The following is a 15,291-nucleotide window of genomic DNA, read 5'->3' on the forward strand; positions in this document are numbered from 1 at the left end:
ATGGCCGACACATCGGTCGCACTGGTCACCGGCGGCTCCCGGGGCATCGGGCGGGCGATCGCCACGCGACTCGCGGTGAACGGGGCGCAGGTCGTCGTCAACTATCGCGACAATGCCGACGCGGCACGGGAAGTGGTGGCGGATATCGAAGCCGTCGGCGGTCGCGCGGCGGCCGTTCGCGCCGATATCACCGATGCGGATCAGCTGCGATCGGTGTTCGACTTCGCCGCGGAAACCTTTGGCGGGCTGGACATCCTGGTCGCCAATGCCGGTATCGCGCGCTTCGCCCCGCTGGCCGAGGCCACCGACGACGACTTCGACACCCTGTTCCGGGCCAATACCCGCGCGACCTTCCTCGCGCTGCGCGAAGCCACGCACCGATTGCGCGACGGCGGCAGAATCATCGTGATCTCGAGCGGGGCCACGGTCACCTCCCGGCCCGGTACGGCGCTCTACGCGGCGAGCAAGGCGGCGGTCGAACAACTCGCGCGGGTGGCCGCGCGTGAACTCGGACCGCGCGGCATCACGGTCAACAGCGTCCTGCCCGGCGCCACCCGGACGGACGCCCTCGAAACTCAGGTCAGCGCAGCGGCTTTGGCGCAGGCTGCGGAGCAGATCCCCCTGGGCCGGCTGGGGCTCCCCGACGATATCGCCGCCATAGTGGGATTCCTGGCCTCGGCGGAGGGCGGCTGGATCACCGGCCAGACGATCCACGCCGGCGGGCTGTTCTGAAGCGGGCCACGATCGTGCGCCAGGAACCGGCCACCGTCGTCAGCGGAGACCGGCGAAGAGGTCGGTTTCCAGCGCGGGGGCGGATTCGACGCGATTGAAGTGGCGCACGAAACTCTCGGTCGCGAAGACCATCTGCTGGATGTCTTCGGGCAGGCGCAGGAAGGGCATGCTGTCGCCCTGGCTGCCGTGGGCTTCGAGCGCCTTGACCTTGCGCCGGACGTAGGGGGCGACGTCCACCACGGCGGTGATCTGGTCCATCGGGGTGCCGAAATCCTCCGGCGGCTCGAAATCGCCCATGTCCTGACCGCTGGCCTTGAAGGCCTCGAACATCTCGCGGGCGCTCTCGCGCGGGATCGCGGTGTAGTACAGCTTCTCCGGGATGCCCGAGGATTCCGCCGCCGCCAGGGCGATGCGGTTGGCCTGGATATGGTCGGGGTGGCCGTAGTTCCCGTTCTCGTCGTAGGTGACGACGACCTGTGGCCGGTACTGCCGCATGAGCGCGTCGAGCCGGGCCGCCGCCTGCTCGACCGGGGTGTTCCAGAAGGCTTCGGCATCCTGATTGCCGTCCCAGCCGTCCATGCCCGAGTCGCGATAGCCGAGCAGTTCGACGTGTTCGATGCCCAGGATCGCCGCCGATTCGCGGAGTTCGGCGAGCCGCAGCGCCCGTACCGCGTCCGGATCGTGGCCCGGCTGACCGGGTTTGATGCCGCCGGGTCCGTCGCCCTGCTCGCCGTTCGTACAGGTCACCAGGACGGTGCGAATGCCTTCGGCGGCATAGCGCGCGAAAAGGCCACCGGTGCTGATGACTTCGTCGTCGGGATGCGCGTGTACAGCCATGATGGTCAGTTGGTCAGCCATGAGTCCCCGTGGGTCGATGCGGTGGTTTCGGTTCCACTGTAGGAAGCGCCGCGGTCGCCCGTTTATGCCTGCGCGCCTCGATCCAGGCGCGGACCTGGGTGATCCGGGTGGCGCGCGCGGGCCAGAACTCCTGAATGCTGGCATTGAACTCGGCGCCGAGGATCACCGCGAAGCCGAGGAAGAACGTGAACAGCAGGAAGGCGATCGGCGTGGCCAGCGCACCGTAGGTGACACCCGTCCGGGTGACCCAGGCCAGATATCGCCGCAGTCCCTCGCTGGCGGCCATGAAGAACACGCCGGCGACCAGTGCGCCGCCGAAGAGCCGGTGCCAGGGCAGCGTGCGGTGCAGGGCCAGCTTGTACAGCGTGGTCAGGCCGATGATCAGCAGTAGTCCGGCGCCCGGGTAGTAGAAGGTGTCGATCAGCCGCAGGCCCGGCTCTTTCCAGCCGCGCGGCAGCACCCGGCCGATGAGCGACGGGCCCAGCGCGACCACCGGCAGGATCAGCACCGCGGCGATGAGGAATTGCACGTACAGCCACAGCGCGAAGATGCGCTGCCAGACCGGGTGTCGCGCATTGGCCTGACCGTGCGCGGCGGTGATCGCGTCCACGAACGTCGCCATGGCGGATGATCCTGCCCACAGTGAGAGCACGAACCCCACCGACACCACGCCGCCGTGCCCGCGCTTGAGCACATCGCTGGTGGTCGGTTCGATCAGATCGTCGACCACGCTCGAACTGAACAGGTTGCGGCTGAAGGTGATGATCTTGCCCTCGACGATGTCGACGGTGTCCGGACCGAACCAGTGACCGACGTAGCCGAGCGAGCCGAGCAGCCCCAGCAGCAGCGGTGCCAGCGACAATGTCTGCCAGAACGCGGCGGCGGCGGATTTGTTGAAGATCGAATCGCCCCACGCTTTGACCGCCACGTGCACGATGAGCTCGCGAATGCGGCCCCAGCGTGTGACGACGACCACGTCGGTCCCGGGCGGCGCGGACACGTCGGCGTGTTGCGGGGGATTTTCGTGCTCGTTCATGGTGGCTACAGCATCGCTCACCAGCGTTTCAAATGGGCGGGGACCGGCGATGTGTCGTGCGGCACTAGTTGGTGCTGTGTCGAATTGGTGTGTTGTCGGTCGGCATCGCTAATCTCTACCAAGTGACTTCGGGTGGTGGCGGTTCATTACGTGCTTGGCAGCGCAGGGCTCTCACCAAATATCTGACGAGCAAGCCTCGCGATTTTCTTGCGGTTGCCACCCCTGGCGCCGGTAAGACGACTTTCGCGTTGCGTGTGGCGGCGGAATTGCTGGCCGACCGCACCATCGATCAGGTGACGGTCGTCGCGCCGACCGAGCACCTCAAGCATCAGTGGTCCGGGTCGGCGGCGCGGGTGGGCATTCAGCTCGACTCCAACTTCTCCAATTCGACCGGCTCGACCTCCTCGGACTACCACGGTGTGGTGGTGACCTATGCGCAGGTGGCCTCGCATCCGTTCAAGCATCGGGTGCGCACCACGAACCGGCGCACGCTGGTGATCATGGACGAGGTCCACCACGCCGGTGATGCGAAGAGCTGGGGTGAGGCGGTCGAGGAGGCCTTCGGGGATGCGACCCGAAGACTCTCGCTGACCGGTACGCCCTTCCGCAGCGACGATTCCAAGATTCCGTTCATCACCTATGAGGCCGATGAATCCGGATTCGAGAAGTCGCGCGCCGATCACACCTACGGTTACTCCGAGGCGCTCGCCGACGGCGTGGTGCGGCCCGTGGTCTTCCTCGCCTACTCCGGTGAGGCGCACTGGCGTGACAGCGCCGGCGACGAGTACTCCGCCCGCCTGGGTGAGCCGCTCAGCGCCGAACACACCGCTCGGGCCTGGCGCACCGCCCTGGACCCCGCGGGCGACTGGATGTCGAAGGTGCTCATTGCCGCCGACACCCGGCTGCGACAGCTGCGCGCCACCGGTATGCCCGATGCGGGCGGCCTGGTCATCGCCACCGATCAGGACAAGGCGCGCGATTACGCCGAACTGCTGGAACATATTTCGGGGACCAAGCCGACCATCGTGCTCTCCGATGATCCGGCCTCCTCGAGCCGGATCGGCGAGTTCAGCGGCAATACCGATCCGTGGATGGTCGCGGTGCGCATGGTGTCCGAGGGCGTCGACGTCCCGCGCCTCGCGGTCGGCGTGTACGCCACCAGCGCCTCGACCCCGCTGTACTTCGCGCAGGCCATCGGACGTTTTGTGCGCGCCCGCAAGACGGGGGAGACCGCCAGCGTCTTCGTGCCGTCGGTGCCGGTGCTGCTGGACCTGGCCGCGCAGCTGGAGGTGCAGCGCGACCACGTCATCGGTAAGCCGCACCGGGAGAAGAGCGATCTCGACGACGAACTGCTGATCGACGCCAATAAGCAGAAGGACGAGCCGGGCGAGGAGGAGAAGAAGTTCATCGCCCTGGCCGCCGACGCCGAGCTCGATCAGGTCATCTACGACGGCGACTCCTTCGGCACCGCCACCTTCTCCGGCAGCGACGAGGAAGCCGACTACCTCGGTATTCCGGGCCTCCTCGACGCCGACCAGATGCGCGCCCTGCTCAACGACCGCCAATCCCGCCAGCTCCAGGACCGCAGTGCCGCAGCCGAATCCGGCCGCCCCCTGCTCACCAATGCCGCCTCCGCCGAGCGCACCGCCACCTCCGACCGCCTCGGCGAACTCCGCCGCGAACTCAACAGCCTGGTCGCCATGCACCACCACCGCACCGGCAAGGCCCACGGCGTCATCCACGGCGAGCTACGAAGAGAGTGCGGTGGCCCGCCCACCGCCCTCGCCACCGCCGACCAGCTCACCGAACGCATAGCGGCCCTGCGCCGCATGTAGAGCAGTCACGACGCGATCACCAGATCGATATGGACCGGGTCGCCATCAGCCAGCCCCTCGGCGATCCGGACCGGCTTCTTCATCGGCAGTACATATGTGGCGCGCTTGCCATCTGGAAAAATGGATGTGGACCAGTGGCTGCCGCCGACGGTGACCTTGACCCGCAGCGAGCCGAAGCCACCTGCCAGTGCGCCGTACATCGCTTCGATCTCGTCGGATACCGCCTCGGGCAGGCTGACGAAATACCACGAGGCGCGCGCCTCCCATTTCCAGAGCTCGCTGGTGAAGGAGTACTGCGCGTTCGCCATTCGCCAACGGTATCGGGCCCGACCGACAGCCTGTGCCGACGCGCGCTTCAGTTGCTCACCGGCAGAGCATCCTTCGCCACCACGGTCGAGCCGGGTTGCGTTCGGCGGGGGAGTTGATGCCGGGGTGCGCGCGGCCCGTGCCTTATCGCGGTCGGTTCGCCAGGTGGCGACCACATCGTCCGTTCGCAGCGGCGTGATCGGTACTTGAGGCCCGATCGGATTTCGCATGCAGGCCGGGCGGCTTACGCTCGGTCACACTGTCCAGGGTAACGGCGTGCGGCGGTGTGGGTTCAGCGGGCGAAGTAGCGGCCGGGGGAGACGCCCACCTCGCGGCGGAAGGCGGCGACGTAGGCGCTGGGGGTGGCGTAGCCGACGCGGGCGGCAATGCGGGCCAGCGGCATGCCAGCGGCCAGATGGGGGAGTGACGCGGCCAGGCGGACCTGGGTTCGCCACTGGCCGAAGGTGATTCCGGTGTCCGCGACGAAGGTGCGGGCCAGGGTGCGCGGGCTGGCGGCGGCCGCGGCGGCGAATTGGTGCAGGGTGCGGGCATCGGCGGGGTCGGCGACGAGCGCCTCGGCCACGTGCCGGGCGCGCGGATCCTCGGGCATGCGCGCCCCGATGGGGATCACCTCGACCGGCCGGAGCAGATCGAAGATCACCGCTTCGGCGCGTTCGCGCTGGGCGGCGGTGGTGGTGTCCGACATGAGGTGTGCGAACAGTTCGTGCAGCAGCCGCGGCACCCGCAGCATGGTCGGCGCGGCGAAATCGACGGGGCAGCGCGCCGGTTCCAGAAAGATGCCGCTCATGACCGCACCGTCGTAGGTGCCGGTGCGGTGGCGCAGCCCACCCGGAATCCACAGTGCGCGGGTGGGCGGCAGTACCCACTTCCCCGCACCGATCTCGACGGTCATGACACCCTGTGTGGCCCAGACGATCTGGTGTTGCGGATGCTCGTGCTCCTCGAACCAGTGCCCGGCTCGCAGCGAGCCCACGCCGAACCACATGGCCGTGGGCCCGGCGGGTGCGTGGATCACGAGCGGTTGGCTGTTTGGCGACACACTCTGTCACCGTAGTCTCTCGTGGTCGCATCGGTCTCTGCCTACCGTCGTAACCATGGCCATGAACCTCGTCCACCAGCTCTGCTGCCGCTCCAGCTACTGGGAGCGCACCAGCGCCACCCGCATCGTCCCGTGGGCACTGGGCGGTGTGGAACTCGGCGACAGTGCGCTGGAGGTCGGCCCCGGTTACGGCGCGAATGTGGGCACCCTGCGCGAGCGCACCGCTGCGCTCACCGGTCTGGAAATCGACCCCGCCCTCGCCGCCAGATTGCGTGATCGCCGCAGTGATCAGCTCCGGGTGCTGGAGGGCGACGGCACCGCAATGCCCCTGCCGGACAAGGAATTCAGCTCGGTGGTCTGCTTCACCATGCTGCACCACGTCCCGTCGCCCGCACAGCAGGACGCCCTGTTCGCCGAGGCGTTCCGGGTGCTGCGCCCCGAGGGTGTCTTCGCGGGCAGTGACGGCCTCGACAGCCGTCTGTTCCGCCTCATCCACCTCGGCGACACCTGTGTTCCGGTACCGCCGGCCACCCTCGCCGAGCGCCTCTCCGGCATCGGCTTCACCGATATCGAGATCGGCACCGCCGCAAACCAATTCCGCTTCCGGGCACGCAGGCCCTGATATCAGCAGCCCAGCTGACCGGCCAGGTCGAGGAAGTCGCGCGCATTGATATCGAACTCGTCCTCGTAGCTCACGTCCACGGCGCCACCCGCGCCGAACTCCAGCGGCCGGGCGACAAAGGCGGTCCGGAATCCGAGCGCACGGGCCGCGCGAAGGTCGTACTTGTGGCTCGCCACCATCATGATTTCCGCCGGTGCGAAACCCAGGTACCGCGCCGCCATCGCATAGATCGCCGGGTCCGGTTTGAAGGCGCCCGCCATTTCGGCCGTGAACACCGCATCCCACAGCAGCCCGGCCCGCTTCGAGATATCGACCACCGCAGCGACATCCGCATTCGACAGCGTCGCGAGGGTGAAACGGGTCCCCAGCCGGCCCAGCCCCGCGACCGTATCCGGCCACGCCGCCATGCGCCGCCAGGACAGCGTCAGCTCGTCCCGCTCGTCCGCGGTGAGGGTGAGGCCGCCCTCCTCCAGCAGCCGGTCCAGCGCACGGCGGTACACCGAGTGCACCGTCACCCAGGCCGCATCACGCTGCGGCGTCGCGGCTTTCAGCGCCCTGAAGTACTCCGCCCGCCATCGATCCGTGAATCCGGCCCAGTCCGCCTCCGGATACCGGGCGCCCGCAATGCGTCTCGCCGTCGCGGTCACCACCGAGTGGAAGTCCACCGTCGTGCCCTGCACATCGAACAGCAATGCCCGCAGCTTCGGATTCCCCTGAACAGTCACCCTCGCATCCAAGCACTCGGCGGAGACGCGACTATCCGGCGGTGATGCCGAAGAACGTGGCGGGATCGAGCGTATCGATCGAGGTCCACCGCGCCGGCCCGGCCTCGCCGCTCGCCGCTGCCGCCGTGCCCCCGGTGCGATAGCCCTGCAGATCCAGTGCGAGCCAGGGCGTTTCGTCGACCCGCCGGGCCAGTGCGTAACACGTGGCGAGCATATGGACGCAGCGTTCGGTGCGGGCGCGGCAGGAGCAGTCCGTCCGCGCGAGCTGGGGTTTGACGGTGATGCCGTGCTCGGCGAGCGCGGCGCGGTGCTCGTCGGTGAGCGTGAGGGTCTCCGCCGGAATCAGTTTCCCGATGGCCGCAATGGTCGCGGCGGACAGCGGCGTCAGCTCCAGATAGGTGACCGAGGCCTCCGCGCCGCGGTGGATGGTGGCCCGCACGATGGTGTTCTCGATCTCGGTCTGCACCAGGTTGTTGCGGGCGATGCTGTAGGCGCGGGGGAGCAGCGGCTCCGGCTTGCTGACCTTGAGCGGCTGGGCCAGCCGCACCCAGTCCATACCCCAGCTGGTGTACCCGAATTCATTGTCGGCCATCTCAGTTGCCTCGCTTCCGGCGCAGGAGTTCGAACAGCCGGTCGTCGTCGAGCCGGGCCAGCCCGGCGACACCGGCGGAGTCGGTGAGGTCAGTGAGCGCGGATTTGCGGTCGTGCATGCCGGCGATGTGCTCCTCGATGGTGGTGCCCGAGGTGAGCGTGGTGACGGTGACCGTGCGGGTCTGCCCGATGCGGTGCGCCCGGTCGGAGGCCTGCGCCTCGACGGCCGGATTCCACCAGCGGTCGAAGTGGATGACATCGGCCGCCCGGGTGAGCGTGAGACCGGTGCCCGCCGCCCGCAGGCTCAGCACCAATACCGGTGGCCCGTCCGCGGATTGGAAGTCGGTGACGATCTGCGTGCGCTGCGCCTGATTCAGCCCGCCGTGGAAGAACGGCACGGTGATCCCGAGCTGCTCGGCGCAGTGCCGCACCAGCAGCTCGCCGGTGCGCCGGTACTGGGTGAACACCAGTGTGGGCGCGTCCGCGTCGACATTGTTGGCGAGAATATCGGCGCACACATCGAACTTGCCGGAGCGCCCGGACAATTCGTCCAGGTCGCCGGTGATCAGTCCCGGGTGATTGCACACCTGCTTCAATTCGGTGAGCACCGCCAGCAGCCGGGTATGCCGCTGCCCGCCGGACCCGAAGCCCTCCTCCTCGGCCCGGACGAGCAGTTCGTCGTAGATCCGCTCCTGCTCACGAGTGAGATCGCAGACCAGATCGCAGTGGATCTTCGGCGGCAGCGAGCCCGCCACCTCGGATTTGCGCCGGGCCAGCACCACCGGCTCGATGGCATCGCGTAGTCGCAGCACCGCCGGCGCCGACCCCTCGTTGATCGGCCGCACGAACCGCCGCCGGAACTGGGTCTTATGGGTGAATTCGTGCGGCACAACCAGATTGAGCAGCGCCCAGAGCTCTTCGAGATGGTTCTCGACGGGCGTTCCGGTCAGGGCCACCCGGGCGTCCGCCGGAATGGCGCGCGCCGCCTTGGCGACCTGGGTGCGCGGATTCTTCAGCACCTGGGCCTCGTCGAAAACGATGCTCGCCCACTGCTTTCCCTGCAGCGCGGGCCCGTGCCCGCGCAGTGTCGGATATCCGGTGACGAGCACCGTGCCCGGCTCGGCCTCGGGTAGCTCGCCGCCGCGCCAGCCGACCGCCCGCAGTCCGGGCCCGAACCGCTCGATCTCGTGCACCCAGTTGCCGACCAGGGAGGTCGGGCACACCACCAGGTGCGGCCCCGCCTCCGCCCGCCCGAGCAGATACCCGATCGCCTGGACCGTCTTGCCCAGACCCATCTCGTCGGCGAGCACCGCACCGCCGTGCGCATCCGTGGTCTCGTGCAGCCAGGAGATGCCGCGCGCCTGATAGGGCCGCAGCTCGGCCTTGAGGCTCGCGCGCAGCTCGCCGGACAGCGCCACGGTCTCCTGTAGGACCCGCAATGCCCGGGCCGCGGCCACAATGGCCGTCCCGCCCGCATTGGGCGTGGCGTGCGCGGCAGGCGGCAGCGCCGGGTGCTCACCCTCGAGCGCGGCCCGCCAGGCCAGCGCCGAGGCCCCGGGCCCGGGCAGTTCCAGCTCGAGGTACCGCTCCGGCTCGATCAGTACGCACGGCACCTCCGCGACCGCGATACCCCTGCCGTCCGGCACGGCCAGCGCGACCGTCTCGGGATCGCCGGGGATTTCGGGAACATGACCCACGGCCGACCCGTCCCAGGTCCACAGGGCGAACATATGACGATCGGGCAGGTAGGTGGCGTGCGCCGTAGACAAGTGGGCTCCTCCGGGCGGGTGGATTCATCCCGGGACACAACAAGACGGTTTTGCGCAAGTCGAGACCCGGAAACTGAACAACGGGCGACCCGTATGGGCCGCCCGCAGTTCATGGGGGTAATTCTGTTGGGAAGATTCAATTTTCGAGCGGACCCCCCGAGGTGGTGAACCATCCTCGAGGTGGAGGAGCTGTTACAGCGCCGGTGCCGACTCCGTGTTGATCACGGCTTCGAGCGCACGAAGACGATCCATGTGCTCATTGGCGTGATGCTGGCAGAAGAGCAACTCACCACCCGCGGGAAGAACTGCGCGCACGCGCGCCGCCGCCCCGCAACGGTCACAACGGTCGACCGCAGTCAGTGGGGTGCTAGTCAGGGTTCCTGGCATGACTCCTCCGTCCTGGCTCCGGAATGCTCGCACATCCTTCGCCTGGTGTGGGGGCTCGCGATCCACTTCGCGAGCCTCGCTACCGCTACTTCCCAGCAGTGGTTGATGACTACTCTGTCAGACGTTCGGGGAGCGGTCTTTGTTCCCGGGATGTTTCCCGTGTGTTTTGCCTAACACGACCTGCGATTTCGCTGAAAGCGAACAGGCCTTGGCTGGTACCCGCGAAACCCCTCGGGCCGCCCCTCCGAACACGCTGATCAAGTTGTCTACCGGGAGACTACCCGCGGGCCCCGACACTCACACTCCGATTGCATAACCCTCCAGACACGCTTAGCAAGCTCATAGCCAAGCGGGGTTCAGATCGAGCGTGGTGCGGTCGCGGGAATCGAGGAGATCGAACATCGCAGTGGTGCGCGGTAATTCCCATCGGAAGAAGTATCGGGCGGCCGCGCGCTTGCCGAGTCCGAAGGTTTCACCGCGCGCCGTACGGGGTGCGGCGGCGAGGGCCTGTTCGAGCCAGATCCAGGACAGCACCACATGCCCGAAGGCCTCGAGGTAGACGGCGGAGTTGGCGAGCGCCGACTCCGGATCGAGGTCGCGCCACAGTCCGGAGGTGGTGGCGGCGATTCGTCCGGCGGCGGCTTCCAGCGCGTCGGCGAAATCGGACAATTCAATATCGTCGGCCGCGCGTGCCGCCGCGAGGGTGGCCGCCATGGTCGTCAGCAGTGCGGTGAGGGCCGCGCCGTTGTCGAGGGTCACCTGGCGGCCCAGCAGATCCAGGCTCTGAATGCCGTGTGTGCCCTCGTGAATCGGATTGAGGCGATTGTCGCGGTAGTGCTGTTCGACGTCGTAGTCGCGGGTGTAGCCCGCCCCGCCGTGCACCTGGATGGCGAGATCGTTGGCGGTCAGGCACCACTGGCTCGGCCAGCTCTTGGCGATGGGGGTGAGGATGCGCAGCAGGGTGCCGGCGGCGGCGCGGTCCGCCTCGGTGGCGGCGGTGTGCTGCTCGTCGACCAGCTTGCCGCAGTAGAACTGCAGTGCCAGAGCGCCTTCCACGTACGACTTCTGCGCGAGCAGCATGCGCCGCACGTCCGGATGCTCGGCGATCGGCACCTGGGCGCCGCCGCGGGCGCCGAGCGGGCGGCCCTGCGGGCGCGTGCGGGCGTAGTCCAGGGACTTCAGGTAGCCGGTGTAGCCGAGGGCGGTGGCGGCCAGGCCGACGCTGATGCGGGCCTCGTTCATCATCGTGAACATCTGCGGCAGACCGTGATTCAGCTCGCCGACCAGATAGCCGACCGCCCCGGGCCGATCGCCGGGGGTGAAATTGCCGTCGCCGAATACCGGGGCGGTATTGACGGTGCCGCGCCAGCCCATCTTGTGATTGATCCCCGCGAGCACCACGTCATTGCGGACCGCCGGATTCCCGTCGTCGCCGGGCAGGAATTTGGGCACCAGGAACAGTGAGATGCCGCGGGTGCCCTCCGGTGCGCCGGGGACGCGTGCCAGCACCAGGTGGACGATATTCTCCGAAAGCTCGTGGTCCCCACCGGAAATCCACATCTTGCGGCCGAAGACGCGGTAGCTGCCGTCGTCCTGCGGGACCGCGCGGGTGGTGATGTCGGCGAGGCTGGACCCGGCCTGCGGCTCCGACAGCGCCATGGTGCCCAGATAGCGGCCCTCCAGCATGGGTCGCACGAAGCGGTCGATCTGCTCTGTACTGCCGTGTGCGGCAAGGAGATTGGCATTGCCGGTGGTGAGCATGGGGTAGGCGGCGGTGCCGGCATTGGCGGCATGGAACCAGGACATGCAGGCGGTGTAGACCACATGCGGCAGCTGCATGCCGCCGATCTCGTAATCCATTGCCGCACCGATCATTCCGGCATCGGCGAAGGCCTGCACGGCCTTGCCGACGGCGGGTATGAGGTGCACCTGCTCGCCGTCGAACTCCGGTTCGTGCAGATCGCTCTCGCGATTGTGCGGGGCGAAGTAGGTGGTGGCCAGGTCCTGGCACAGGCGCAGTACCTGATCGAAGGTGTCGCGTGAATGGTCGGTGAAGCGCTCCCGGCCGGTGAGCGACTCCACATCCAGCCAGTCGTAGAGCAGGAACTCGATATCGCGGGCGGACATGATCACGGACGGGTTCATGGTTCCTCGAACGGTCGGGTGCGGGTGCGTACCCGACGGTCTACCAGATGACGCCCCTCGTACCCATGACCCCCGCCCGGCCGTGCCCCCGGCCCGTGCCGCCGCGGCGGCTGTTCTGCTAGGAGCGCACCGACGTGCGACCCCGGTGCAACCGCCCGAAATGTCCTGGTGACTGGCCTTTCCAGGTGCGGAACGCGGAGGCGAAGGCCGAGACGCTGGAGTAGCCGAGCCGTTCGGCCGCCTGCTCCACGGTGAGTCCGGCAATGAGCAGTTCCTCAGCGAGCAGGCCGACCGTCTCGGTGCTGAGCTCGCGGAAGGTGGTGCCCTCCTCGGCTAGGCGGCGGCGCAGGGTGCGCACGCTGACATCAAGGTCCCCGGCGATCCGGGCCTGATCGGCGGAACCGCCGTGCCGGATGAGCAGCTGCCGGACCCGGCCGCTGAGACCGGTGCGGCTGTGCCGGCTCTCCATCAGGTCCGCGCACTGCTGCTCGTAGAAGCGGGCCGTGGACATATTCGCCTGCGGCAGCGGGGTTTGCAGGGTGCTCGCCTGAAAGCTGATGCGGGACTGTGGCATCGAGAACGCGACCTCCTCCACGCCGAAAACGGCGCCGAACATCTCGTAGATCGGATGGGCCTCCACATCGAGCTCCACGCGCACGGCCGGAATTCGCATGGGGAGCAGGTCCTGCTGGATCGTGGCGATGGCCGCCAGATCGCGTTCCAGGGTGAAGCGGCGGATATCGGCCGGTAGCGCGGAATCGTCACGCACCACGCATACTTCGGCGCCGCGCTCCTCGATGAAGTGGTGCGCGGCGGTGAAGGAGAGATCGGCGTATCGCAGCGCGATATCCATGGCCTGTTTCAGGTTGGAGCTGCTCATGAGCGCGAACCCGAGCACGCCCATGGTGGGCGGATGGCAGAGCAGGCCCGCCAGCAGCCCCAGCCCGGGCTCGTCATGGATGCCGGCGACCACGTTGCGGGTCACCGAAAACTCCTGGGCCAGCGTGATTTCGGTCGACGGGTCCCGCAGATCGATATCCCGGATGCCGGTGTCCTGCAGGGTGGACCGCATGGTCATGCCTCGGCCCAGGGCGAAGTCGGCCAGCAGGGCGGTGCTGGTGATGGACCGCAGTTGCGCCAACTCTTCCGTCACTCAGGCAGTCTCGCAAACTTTCGGCGTGCGCGGGCCGTTACCGGCCGGTAAGTTGCCTGGGTACGGCCCATATTCGTCGATTCCTGGCCCATTGCCAGCTGGTCGCTCGAAAACCTCAGCCATACGGTGAGTTTCATGCGCACAGCGCAATCCACATACCTCGTCGAAAGTCCCCGCCAGGTGCCGTCTTCAGGAAAGGTCGGCCCGCCGATGCTCATCGTGATCGCGCCCATCGATGGACGGGTGATCGATACGGTCCCCGCCGATACGCCCGAACAGGTGCGTGATGCCGTCGAACGACTGCGCGACAACAGTGTGCTGTGGCGGTCACTGGGTGTCGTCGGCCGGATCCATTGGCTGAACATGTTCCGAAACTGGTTGCTGGACAACCATGATGGGCTCGTCCGACTCCTGGGCCTGGAGACCGGTAAGTCCGAATCCGAGGCCGAGACGGAGTTCGCGCTCACCATCGACGCCCTCGACCACTACCGGGCCAATGCCGCCGACTTCCTCGGCGGCAAACTGCCCCAGGCGCCCATGCGGCCGGGCGCGATCATGCAGCTGACCATTGCCCAGCAGGCGTCCGCGGTGGTCGGGGTGATCGGGCCGTGGACATATCCGTTGGCGCTGACCATGATCGACGCGCTGCCGGCGCTGGTGGCCGGTGCGGCGGTGATCGTCAAACCCTCGTCCCAGACGCCGCTCACCCTGCGGGCCGTCGCCGCGGGCTGGGCAAGTCTGGGCGCCCCAGCGGTTTTCGAGTCGGTCGCCGGGCACGATGCCGGTCCGGCGATCCTCGATCGGGTCGATTACATCCGCTTCACCGGGAGCATGGAAACCGGGAAGGTGGTGGCCTTGCGCGCGGCCGCCCGGCTGATTCCGTGCTGCCTGGATCTGGGCGGGAAGTCGGCGGCGGTGGTGCTGGCCGATGCGGATCTGGGCAAAGCGGCCGCCAGTATTGCGCTGGGCGGTCTGGCAAACAGCGGGCAAAACCCGAACGGCATCGAGCGCGTCTATGTCGAAAACGCTGTCTACGACGCCTTTGTCGACAAACTGGTGGATGAGGCCGCCGCCTTCGGCCCGAATCTCGGTGAGGACACCGGCGTCGGCGTCATGACCTCCGCCAAACATATCGAGTTCGTCCGCGACCAGGTCCGCGACGCCCTCCTCAAGGGCGCCACCCTGCGCTGCGGCGGCGCCGCGGTCGGCCACAGCTTCGAACCCACCGTCCTCGCCGACGCCGATCCCACCATGTCCGTCCTCACCCAGCAGACCCTCGGCCCGGTCCTGCCCGTGGTCCGCCTCGCCGACGCGGGCGAAGCCTTCGAACTGGCCCTGCGGACACCCGCCGGACCGTGCATCAGCGTCTGGACCGCCGACGCCGCCGTCGGCGCCCGCGCCATCGGCAGATTCGCCCCGGCCCGAGTCGGCGTCAACGACGTCTCGATCCACCTCGCTCATCCCGCGCCCTATTGATAGTGCGCTCTGTTGAACCCTTCGCCGTGCTGAACCTTGCGCTCTGCTGAACCCTTCGCCGTGCTGAACCTTGCGCTCTGCTGAACCCTTCGCCGTGCTGAACCTTGCGCTCTGCTGAACCTTGCGCTCTGCTGAACCCCTCGCCGTGTTGAATCTGCGCACTGCTGAATCCAGCGCTGTGCTGAATCCAGCGGCCTGCTGAACTAGGTTGGCCGGGTGGGAACCGAGACGGAGTCGACGCCGAAGAGCCTGGTGCACATGTGCGCTCGCGAGGAGTGGGAGGCCGCGCGGGCGGTGGGGGAGTATCGGGCGCCCTCGCTGGCGGAGGTGGGGTTCATTCATTTGTCCGCGCCGTATCAGGCGCATCTGCCGGCCAATCGGATTTTCGCCGGGCGCACCGATCTGGTGCTGCTGTGGCTTGATCCGGAGCGTCTCGGTGCGCCGGTGAAGTGGGAGCCGGGGGTGCCGACCGATCCGGAGTCCATGACGTTCCCGCATCTGTACGGGCCGCTGCCGGTCGGCGCGGTGGTCGAAGTGACCTCCTACCTGCCGGGATCCGACGGTATTTTCGCCCCGCTCACCGCTAACTGAGCTGC

15 protein-coding genes are annotated in these 15,291 nt (G+C 67.8%); 5 read left to right on the forward strand and 10 right to left on the reverse strand.

Features of this window, described 5'->3' with window-relative positions; all coding sequences use genetic code 11:
- Entirely contained in the window at window positions 1-732 is a 732-nt protein-coding gene (locus OG326_RS14635; protein ID WP_327145180.1) for an SDR family oxidoreductase, read from the forward strand.
- A 39-nt stretch (window positions 733-771) separates the two neighbouring features.
- Here OG326_RS14635 and OG326_RS14640 read toward each other — a convergent pair whose 3' ends face one another.
- Window positions 772-1,590: a PIG-L family deacetylase gene (locus tag OG326_RS14640; RefSeq protein WP_327145181.1), complete on the reverse strand. Its 819-nt coding sequence runs from the start codon at window positions 1,588-1,590 to the stop codon at window positions 772-774.
- A complete protein-coding gene (locus tag OG326_RS14645) occupies window positions 1,583-2,626 on the reverse strand; it encodes a YihY/virulence factor BrkB family protein (RefSeq protein WP_327145182.1) in 1,044 nt (347 codons plus the stop codon). The genes OG326_RS14640 and OG326_RS14645 overlap by 8 nt, the downstream gene beginning before the upstream one ends.
- 122 nt (window positions 2,627-2,748) lie before the next feature.
- Here OG326_RS14645 and OG326_RS14650 point away from each other — a divergent pair, with 122 nt between their 5' ends.
- Entirely contained in the window at window positions 2,749-4,461 is a 1,713-nt protein-coding gene (locus OG326_RS14650; protein ID WP_327145183.1) for a DEAD/DEAH box helicase, read from the forward strand.
- Between the two features lie 5 nt (window positions 4,462-4,466).
- Here the strand turns inward: OG326_RS14650 and OG326_RS14655 are convergent, their stop codons facing one another.
- Together OG326_RS14655 and OG326_RS14660 are read right to left on the reverse strand one after the other, a co-directional pair.
- On the reverse strand, window positions 4,467-4,769 hold the full coding sequence (locus OG326_RS14655) for a DUF1905 domain-containing protein (protein WP_327145184.1): 303 nt from the start codon (window positions 4,767-4,769) through the stop codon (window positions 4,467-4,469).
- Between the two features lie 290 nt (window positions 4,770-5,059).
- Window positions 5,060-5,827 (reverse strand): AraC family transcriptional regulator, encoded by a 768-nt coding sequence (locus tag OG326_RS14660; RefSeq protein ID WP_327145185.1) that lies wholly within the window; start codon window positions 5,825-5,827, stop codon window positions 5,060-5,062.
- A gap of 55 nt (window positions 5,828-5,882) precedes the next feature.
- On the opposite strand from OG326_RS14660, the gene OG326_RS14665 reads away from it, so the two are divergent.
- A complete protein-coding gene (locus OG326_RS14665; protein ID WP_327145186.1) occupies window positions 5,883-6,449 on the forward strand; it encodes a class I SAM-dependent methyltransferase in 567 nt (188 codons plus the stop codon).
- A gap of 2 nt (window positions 6,450-6,451) precedes the next feature.
- Here the strand turns inward: OG326_RS14665 and OG326_RS14670 are convergent, their stop codons facing one another.
- The 6 genes from OG326_RS14670 to OG326_RS14695 all read right to left on the reverse strand — a co-directional run bounded on the left by OG326_RS14670 (window position 6,452) and on the right by OG326_RS14695 (window position 13,219).
- Window positions 6,452-7,174: a haloacid dehalogenase type II gene (locus OG326_RS14670; RefSeq protein ID WP_327145187.1), complete on the reverse strand. Its 723-nt coding sequence runs from the start codon at window positions 7,172-7,174 to the stop codon at window positions 6,452-6,454.
- A 31-nt stretch (window positions 7,175-7,205) separates the two neighbouring features.
- Window positions 7,206-7,766, reverse strand: a complete 561-nt coding sequence (locus OG326_RS14675) for a hypothetical protein (protein ID WP_327145188.1) — start codon at window positions 7,764-7,766, stop codon at window positions 7,206-7,208.
- A 1-nt stretch (window position 7,767) separates the two neighbouring features.
- Complete coding sequence (locus tag OG326_RS14680; protein WP_327146489.1) at window positions 7,768-9,495, reverse strand: DEAD/DEAH box helicase; 1,728 nt, start codon at window positions 9,493-9,495, stop codon at window positions 7,768-7,770.
- 231 nt (window positions 9,496-9,726) lie between these two features.
- The gene (locus tag OG326_RS14685) at window positions 9,727-9,921 is read right to left on the reverse strand and encodes a DUF7455 domain-containing protein (RefSeq protein ID WP_327145189.1); all 195 of its coding nucleotides are present in this window, start codon (window positions 9,919-9,921) and stop codon (window positions 9,727-9,729) included.
- A gap of 339 nt (window positions 9,922-10,260) precedes the next feature.
- The gene (locus OG326_RS14690; RefSeq protein ID WP_327145190.1) at window positions 10,261-12,066 is read right to left on the reverse strand and encodes an acyl-CoA dehydrogenase; all 1,806 of its coding nucleotides are present in this window, start codon (window positions 12,064-12,066) and stop codon (window positions 10,261-10,263) included.
- Between the two features lie 118 nt (window positions 12,067-12,184).
- Window positions 12,185-13,219, reverse strand: coding sequence for an AraC family transcriptional regulator (locus OG326_RS14695; protein WP_327145191.1), 1,035 nt, complete (start codon window positions 13,217-13,219; stop codon window positions 12,185-12,187).
- A 135-nt stretch (window positions 13,220-13,354) separates the two neighbouring features.
- Between OG326_RS14695 and OG326_RS14700 the strand changes: the two genes are divergently transcribed.
- Window positions 13,355-14,695 (forward strand): aldehyde dehydrogenase family protein, encoded by a 1,341-nt coding sequence (locus OG326_RS14700; protein WP_327145193.1) that lies wholly within the window; start codon window positions 13,355-13,357, stop codon window positions 14,693-14,695.
- A 258-nt stretch (window positions 14,696-14,953) separates the two neighbouring features.
- Entirely contained in the window at window positions 14,954-15,286 is a 333-nt protein-coding gene (locus OG326_RS14705) for a DUF952 domain-containing protein (protein WP_327146490.1), read from the forward strand.
- Window positions 15,287-15,291 lie beyond the last annotated feature (5 nt).

Origin of the sequence: Nocardia sp. NBC_01327 (genome assembly GCF_035958815.1) — a bacterium.
Lineage (GTDB): Bacteria > Actinomycetota > Actinomycetes > Mycobacteriales > Mycobacteriaceae > Nocardia.

Bases quoted from the DNA above. Each gene is read 5' to 3' on its own strand.
- OG326_RS14675 (WP_327145188.1), bottom strand. From the start codon at position 7,766: ATGGCCGACAATGAATTCGGGTACACCAGCTGGGGTATGGACTGGGTG.
- OG326_RS14705 (WP_327146490.1), top strand. From the start codon at position 14,954: ATGTGCGCTCGCGAGGAGTGGGAGGCCGCGCGGGCGGTGGGGGAGTAT.
- OG326_RS14640 (WP_327145181.1), bottom strand. From the start codon at position 1,590: ATGGCTGACCAACTGACCATCATGGCTGTACACGCGCATCCCGACGAC.
- OG326_RS14645 (WP_327145182.1), bottom strand. From the start codon at position 2,626: ATGAACGAGCACGAAAATCCCCCGCAACACGCCGACGTGTCCGCGCCG.
- OG326_RS14665 (WP_327145186.1), top strand. From the start codon at position 5,883: ATGGCCATGAACCTCGTCCACCAGCTCTGCTGCCGCTCCAGCTACTGG.
- OG326_RS14635 (WP_327145180.1), top strand. From the start codon at position 1: ATGGCCGACACATCGGTCGCACTGGTCACCGGCGGCTCCCGGGGCATC.
- OG326_RS14680 (WP_327146489.1), bottom strand. From the start codon at position 9,495: ATGTTCGCCCTGTGGACCTGGGACGGGTCGGCCGTGGGTCATGTTCCC.
- OG326_RS14685 (WP_327145189.1), bottom strand. From the start codon at position 9,921: ATGCCAGGAACCCTGACTAGCACCCCACTGACTGCGGTCGACCGTTGT.
- OG326_RS14655 (WP_327145184.1), bottom strand. From the start codon at position 4,769: ATGGCGAACGCGCAGTACTCCTTCACCAGCGAGCTCTGGAAATGGGAG.
- OG326_RS14690 (WP_327145190.1), bottom strand. From the start codon at position 12,066: ATGAACCCGTCCGTGATCATGTCCGCCCGCGATATCGAGTTCCTGCTC.
- OG326_RS14700 (WP_327145193.1), top strand. From the start codon at position 13,355: ATGCGCACAGCGCAATCCACATACCTCGTCGAAAGTCCCCGCCAGGTG.